This is a genomic window from Asticcacaulis sp. AC460 (assembly GCF_000495795.1).
GTDB lineage: Bacteria > Pseudomonadota > Alphaproteobacteria > Caulobacterales > Caulobacteraceae > Asticcacaulis.
In genome coordinates this window covers 79072-85675 of record NZ_AWGD01000028.1, presented here as the reverse complement: position 1 = coordinate 85675, position 6604 = coordinate 79072, and the positions used below count along the sequence as shown (strand labels likewise).

Here is a 6604-nt window from a genome sequence, read left to right as displayed (position 1 = left end):
CCTCCCCACTTCGTAGGGAGGAGAAGTTAGCCCCGCCGGGTATGGATTTTACCGTGGAGCCACGCCATGCCTGACCCTATCTCCGGCCTTCGGCAGCGTGTGTCGGCCCTGGGGCGGGTCGACCTGTTCAATCTGAACATCTTCAACCCCAACTTCTTTCGCCAGACTCCGTTCCGCCTGACCCTGGTCTTCCTCAGCGTCTATGTCTTCGTCGCCGTTCTGGTGTTCGGCTATATCTACCTCGCCACCTCGACGGAATCGCGCGCCTGGGGCAACAGCGCCATCGATGCCCGCATGAAGGTCTTACAGGAACTGCAGTCCACCGAAGGCCAGGCCGGCGTGGTCTCGGAAATCCTGACCGATGACGCCGTCGAATGGGTCTTCGCGAAAGGCGCCTTTGACGGCTCCGGCCAGGTTCTGGCGCAAAACAGCCGCGCCCGGATGGAGGGCCGCGACCTGCCGGACTATCTGATCGCCGCCGGTTTGAAGATGTTGAAAAACGGCCAGAAGGAGATGTCGGTCAACTTCTTCAGCCGTTCACCCAGCGACGAGAAATGCTGCCGCTACCAGGGGCGGATCGTCAAGCTGGGCGACGACTTCCTCGTTTATGTCGCCATGGACATGAGCTTCGCCGATCACAATTTCCAGCAGGAGGTCAAGGCGGCGGTCGGCGGCGGTATTCTGGTCATCATCCTGGGCCTGTTCGCCGGCACCCTGATCAACCAGGAGGTCTCGCGCTCGGTGCAGCGCGTCACGACCGTGCTGGAACGCGTCCAGGAGGGCGATCTGAAGGCGCGCATTCCCGTACGCGACACCGGCGATGAATTCGACGCCCTGGGCATCCGCATCAACCAGACCCTGGCGCGGATGGAAAAGACCATGGGCAACCTCAAATACGCCGGCGACGCCATCGCCCACGACCTGCGCTCGCCGCTGTCGCGCCTGCGCACCAAGCTGGAAGTGTCGCTGATCGACGTCGAAAAGGACCCTTCCCAGGCGCGTGAGGCCCTGGCCAAGGCGCTGGACGAGACCGACCAGCTTCTGCGTACCTTCCAGACCGTGTTCTCCATTTCGCGGCTCCAGGCGGCGGGCGGGGCGCCGGAGCAGGTCCTGTTCGACGCCACCGCCCTGGCCGACGACATGGCCGAGCTGTACGAACTGGTCGCCGCCGACAAAGGGCTGGAGTTCGAATTCGAGATCGAGCGCGACGTCAAGGCGCTGGGCAATCGTGATTTCCTGGCCCAGGCCCTGGCCAACCTGCTGGACAATGCGGTGAAATATACGCCGGAAGGCGGGATCACCTTCCGCCTGCGCCGGACCTCCCAGCGCGAGGTCGAGTTCTCGATTACCGACACCGGACCGGGCGTGCCGGAAAAGGATCGGTCGCGCATCGCCGAACGCTTTGTGCGCCTGGAAAACTCGCGCACCCTGCCGGGCGTGGGTCTGGGGCTATCGATGGTCGAAGCCGTGGCGATTGCGCACAAGGGCCGGCTGGACATCGCCGAAGGCCCGGGCGTGTACAAGACTCAGGGGCCGGGCCTGCGCACCGCCCTGGTCCTGCCAGCCGTTTAGGCCTTTTCCCGGTTCAAAAACAAGAAACGGTTTCGCTGACAACGTTTTTGCATTACTCAGCAAAGACCGCGTAAGCGATTCCGGGGGGAACAGGAGAGGCGTTACCAGGCTACCATGGCGGATGTGTTGTTTTCTTCTCTGGTCGAACGGCTGCACCCCTGCGGCCCCGTGCTCAACGAGTCCAATGCCGCCTACGTCATGGACACGCTGGAAGAGGTCGCCCGCGCCGAAGGCTGGATCGACGTCCTGAAGGCCGCAGAACCCGCCCTGCGCCCCGTATTGGCCGCGTCGCCCTATCTCGCCGGCCTGATGCGCCGAGACCCCCAACGCCTGCGCGAAACCCTGATCACCGCGCCCGAAGCCCGCCTCAAGGCGATACTGATGGCCACCGAAGCCATCGAGCAGCAGGCCCTGACCATGGACACGCTGGATATTCCGGCGGCCAAGAAGATCCTGCGCCACCTCAAGGCCGACACCCACCTCCTGACCGCCCTGGCCGACCTGGGCGATGTCTGGAATCTGGACCACGTCACCGCCGCCCTGACGCGCTTTGCCGATGCTGTCACCTGCGCCGCCCTGGCCCTGGTGGTACGCGATGAAACCGACAAGGGCCGCATCGTGCCCTTCGAACGCGGCGAACGTGGCATCCTGCCCGGCCTCTTCGTCCTGGCCATGGGTAAGCATGGCGCCGGCGAGCTCAACTATTCGTCCGACATCGACATCACCTTCTTCTGCGACCTGGACCGCTTGCCCATCGCCGGCCAGGTCGAAGCCCAGACCTTTGCCGACCGCGTCGCGCGCGCCGTGTCGACGATGCTCAGCGAACGTACCGGTGACGGCTATGTCTTCCGCGTCGACCTGCGCCTGCGGCCGGACCCGTCCTCGACGCCGACCGTGGTCAGCGTCCCGTTTGCGCTCAACTACTACGAATCGGTCGGCCAGAACTGGGAGCGCGCCGCCTTCATCAAGGCGCGGCCGATTGCCGGCGACATGATCGAGGCGCGTCAGTTCATGACCGACCTGACGCCGTTCATCTGGCGCCGCAGCCTCGACTATCCCGCCATTGCCGACGTTCAATCGATCAAGCGCCAGATCCACGTCTACCATGTCGACGAACGCCTGGACCCTGCCGGCGCCAATCTGAAGCTGGGCGCCGGCGGTATCCGCGAGATCGAGTTCTTCGCCCAGACCCAGCAACTGATCCTGGGCGGCCGCGACCCGTCCCTGCGCTCGCGCCGCACCCTGGATGCCCTGGACGCCCTGCGCCGGGCCGGCCATCTGGTGCCGGCCGTCGCCAAGGAGCTGAAACAGGCCTATTGCCGTCTGCGCGACTGGGAACATCGCGTCCAGATGATCCACGACGAGCAGACCCACGAACTGCCGGAAGCCGATGAGGGCCGTCTTCCGATTGCCGCCCTGTCCGGTTTCTCGAACCTGTCGCGCTTCGATCTGGCCGTGTCGCGGACCCTGCGTCTGGTCAACGGCCACTATGGCGAACTGTTCAGCGAGGCCGAGCCCCTGTCGTCCAGCTTCGGTTCCCTGGTCTTCACCGGTATCGAGGACGACCCCGAAACGCTCAAGACGTTGAAACGCATGGGGTTCGACCAGCCCGAACAGGTGTCGGCGACCATCCGGTCCTGGCACCATGGCCGCATCCCGGCGACCCGGTCGGAGCGCGGGCGCGAACTGTTTACCCGCCTGGTGCCGCGCCTGCTGGAGGCGCTGAACGAAACCGGCACCCCGTCGATCGCCTTTACCCGGTTTTCGCGCTTCTTCGTGACGCTGAATGCCGGGGTGCAGATTCAATCGCTGTTCCTGGCCAATCCGAAGCTGTTCAAGTCGATCGTCGAGATCATGGGCTTCTCGCCGCGCCTGGCCCAGATGCTGGCGCGCCACCCCACCTCGTTCGACGCCATGCTGGATGCCGGCTTCTTCGATCCGCTGGGTGAAGAACTGGACGCCATCGTCACCCGCGAAGTTGAACGCGTGCCGGGCGATCTCGAAGCCGTCATGAACGCCCTGCGCCGGGTTGGCCGCGAACAGCAGTTCCGCATCGGCATGCAGATCCTGTCCGGGCGGCTGGATACCGAAGCCGCGGGCGGTGCCTATGCGCGCCTGGCGGATGCCTGCGTCAACCACCTGGCGCCGTTATGCCTGGAGGATATCCAGCGCCAGGCCGGCCGGCTGGATGGCCAGGTTGCCATTCTGGCCCTGGGCAAGCTCGGCTCCCAGGAGATGACCGCGACCTCCGACCTGGACCTGATGGCCGTCTACCTGCCCGACGACCCGTCGGGTGTCTCCAGCGTCAAGGGCTGGGCGGCGGAAACCTGGTTCGGCCGCTTCACCCAGCGCCTGATTTCGGCCCTGTCGGCGCCGACTCACGAGGGCTCGCTGTACGAAATCGACATGAAGCTGCGCCCGACCGGCGCCAAGGGACCGGTGGCCGTGTCGCTGGCAGCGTTCGAGAACTATTATACCCGCGGCGCCGATACCTGGGAATTCCAGGCCCTGACCCGGGGGCGCGTGGTGTGGTCGTCTTCGGCCGACTTTGCCGACCTGGCGCGGCTGAAGATCGAGACCATCCTGCGGCGTCAACGGCCGAAGGGCGAGACGGCGCTGGACGTGCTGAACATGCGCGCCCTGATGGAGCGCGAACGCCCCGGCAAGGGTTTCTGGGATTTCAAGCTGTGTGTCGGTGGTCAGGTCGACTGCGAATTTGCCGCCCAATACCTGCAACTGATCCATGCCTCTGAAGGCGGTCCCCTGCGCGTCGGCACGCTCCAGGCCTTGTCGGCCATGCAGCGCGCCGGCCTGGCGCCGGCCGAAGAGGTCGAGGCCCTGGCGTCGGCCTGGCGGGTACAGCAATCCCTGGCTCAGGTGATGCGCGTGTCGCTGACCGAAACCGATGACCCGCACAACGAGCCCGAAGCCTTCCAGCGCAAGCTGGCGCGCGCCGTCCACACCCGCCGTCTCGACACGCTGGAAAAGAAGCTGAGGGACTTGCGCAAGCGGGCCCGCCAGGCGTTCGAGAAGATCGTGCGCGCATAAATCATACCTCCCTGCGCCCTTCGCGTGGGGAGGGGGACCGCACGAGCGCGCACCGCCGAAGGCGCAGCGCGTGAGATGTGGTGGTGGGGCGACTTTCTTCCAAGCGCGCTATAAGAATTCTTCTCAGTCGTTTCGACGGAAACACCGTTATTGTTCGTACAATTACATGAAGCCAACCCGGGGGACGGTGTTCAGGATCAGGTAACTCAATGTCGCGTACAGTCATGCTCCGTTTCGCTCTCCGATATGTTCGTCGTGACGGCATGTTTGTGGTAAGGAAGTAAGGCCCATGCCCGAGACCCTGCGCATCAGTCTGCCACCCGCCGACTCCGCCAGGCCCGCTGCCGTGGCGAGGCCGGAGACCACACGTGTGAACGCCGATCCCGACGAAACCTTGCTGGAGCGCATCGCCAAGGGTGATACCTCCGCCGTGTCGACCCTGGTGTCGCGCAAGCTGCCGCGGCTGCTGTCGCTGGCGCGGCGCATGCTGGGCGATCCGGTCGAAGCCGAGGACGTGGCCCAGGAAACCTTGGTCCGCACCTGGAAACAGGCGCGCGACTGGGTGCCGGGCAAGGCGCGGATCGACACCTGGATGCACCGGGTGGCGCTGAACCTGTGCTACGACCGTCTGCGCCGCCGGCGCGACCAGGTGTCGACCGACGATGTCGAAATCGTCGATACGGCGGCCGGACCGGGCGCGGCGCTGGAAAGGGCGCAAAATGCGGCTTCGCTGCAAACGGCGTTGAAGGCCTTGCCGGAACGCCAGCGGGTTGCGATAACGCTGTGTTATTATCAGGAATTGTCCAATATCGAGGCCGCGGCCCTGATGGAGGTCAGCGTCGAGGCCCTTGAGAGTTTGCTGTCGCGGGCGCGGCGCAGCCTCAGAGCCCGGCTCAATCCTGTCGAAGATAAGTCCGGTATCGCCGGATCCGAGATTTACCCTAAGCCTGGTGCCAAAGACTTGGACAACAGGCCGGGAGGTGCGTGATGCGTAACGAAGACATGACGGCCCGGCGGTTCCGGGACATTCTCGACGCCTACGGCGCCGATCCGGTCCGCTGGCCGGACGGTGAGCGTGAGGCCGCGTGCGCCTTTGCCGCCGGCAATGCCGACGCCGCCGAATGGCTGGCCGAGGCCCTGTCACTGGACGATATGCTGATGGCGGTCGACGACGTCGCGGTCAGCGAACGCCTGCACTTTCAGACCGTGGCGAAGATGATCGCCGCCAATGACGTCACCGGCCCGGCCATGGCGGAACCGGCGCGGCGCATGGCGGTCTTCTGGGCCGGCGCCGGTGTGGCCGCCTGCCTGGCGGGAGCGGTTTTCGGCATCAACATCAGCCTGAACAGTCTGGACGAGCTCCGCGCTCAGTCGGTGCTGGAACAGGCCCAGATGGTTGAGATGGCCGAAGAACTGGGGAACGGCTAGATGGCCGGCAAGATCAAATGGGTGCTGGGCGCGTCCATCATCCTCAATGTCTTCCTGCTGGCGACCATGGGCGGCAGCTATTATGTCGTCAAGCAGCATTGCAAGTCCAAGCCCCAGATGCCGATCGCCTCAGCCTGGAAGGACGCCACCAAGGCCATGCCGCCTGCGGCCAAGGAACGCATCATCGCCCTGATCAAACAGTCGGCCCTCAGCGGTGAGGACGACATGGCCAAGGCGCGCGACCTGCGCGCCGAGGCGGCACGCCTGGCGGCGACCGATCCCTATGAGCCGACGCATATTGCGGCCCTGTCGGAAGAGGCGCGCAGCTATGAGGACCAGGCCCGCGCCAAGGTGGAACGCGCCCTGATCGACGGCATGGCGTCCCTGTCGCCGGACGAGCGCAAGCTGGTGGCCGATCACCTGCTGAAGGCCAGCTTCCGCTTCCGTTATTACCTGATGAAGCCGGCGGATGTGAAACCGGGCGAAGCCAAGCCGGCCGCGTCGGCGGTAAAATAGGGTTTTGCTTCCCGCCCTATCCCCGGTTCGGGGGTGGACG

Annotated in this window: 5 protein-coding genes; all 5 read left to right on the top strand. The window is 65.0% G+C overall.

The window, feature by feature from the left end; translation table 11 throughout:
- Positions 1 to 66 precede the first annotated feature (66 nt).
- The 5 genes from ABAC460_RS39830 to ABAC460_RS39815 all read left to right on the top strand — a co-directional run bounded on the left by ABAC460_RS39830 (position 67) and on the right by ABAC460_RS39815 (position 6564).
- Positions 67 to 1572, top strand: coding sequence for a sensor histidine kinase (locus ABAC460_RS39830; RefSeq protein ID WP_023454352.1), 1506 nt, complete (start codon positions 67 to 69; stop codon positions 1570 to 1572).
- A 114-nt stretch (positions 1573 to 1686) separates the two neighbouring features.
- Positions 1687 to 4620, top strand: coding sequence for a bifunctional [glutamine synthetase] adenylyltransferase/[glutamine synthetase]-adenylyl-L-tyrosine phosphorylase (locus ABAC460_RS39825; RefSeq protein WP_023454351.1), 2934 nt, complete (start codon positions 1687 to 1689; stop codon positions 4618 to 4620).
- A gap of 289 nt (positions 4621 to 4909) precedes the next feature.
- Entirely contained in the window at positions 4910 to 5608 is a 699-nt protein-coding gene (locus tag ABAC460_RS39820; protein WP_023454350.1) for an RNA polymerase sigma factor, read from the top strand.
- Positions 5608 to 6048, top strand: a complete 441-nt coding sequence (locus ABAC460_RS0124850; RefSeq protein WP_023454349.1) for a hypothetical protein — start codon at positions 5608 to 5610, stop codon at positions 6046 to 6048. The genes ABAC460_RS39820 and ABAC460_RS0124850 overlap by 1 nt, the downstream gene beginning before the upstream one ends.
- A complete protein-coding gene (locus tag ABAC460_RS39815) occupies positions 6049 to 6564 on the top strand; it encodes a periplasmic heavy metal sensor (protein WP_023454348.1) in 516 nt (171 codons plus the stop codon).
- The last annotated feature ends 40 nt before the right edge of the window (positions 6565 to 6604 follow it).

Bases quoted from the DNA above. Each gene is read 5' to 3' on its own strand.
- ABAC460_RS39830 (WP_023454352.1), top strand. From the start codon at position 67: ATGCCTGACCCTATCTCCGGCCTTCGGCAGCGTGTGTCGGCCCTGGGG.
- ABAC460_RS39825 (WP_023454351.1), top strand. From the start codon at position 1,687: ATGGCGGATGTGTTGTTTTCTTCTCTGGTCGAACGGCTGCACCCCTGC.
- ABAC460_RS39820 (WP_023454350.1), top strand. From the start codon at position 4,910: ATGCCCGAGACCCTGCGCATCAGTCTGCCACCCGCCGACTCCGCCAGG.
- ABAC460_RS0124850 (WP_023454349.1), top strand. From the start codon at position 5,608: ATGCGTAACGAAGACATGACGGCCCGGCGGTTCCGGGACATTCTCGAC.
- ABAC460_RS39815 (WP_023454348.1), top strand. From the start codon at position 6,049: ATGGCCGGCAAGATCAAATGGGTGCTGGGCGCGTCCATCATCCTCAAT.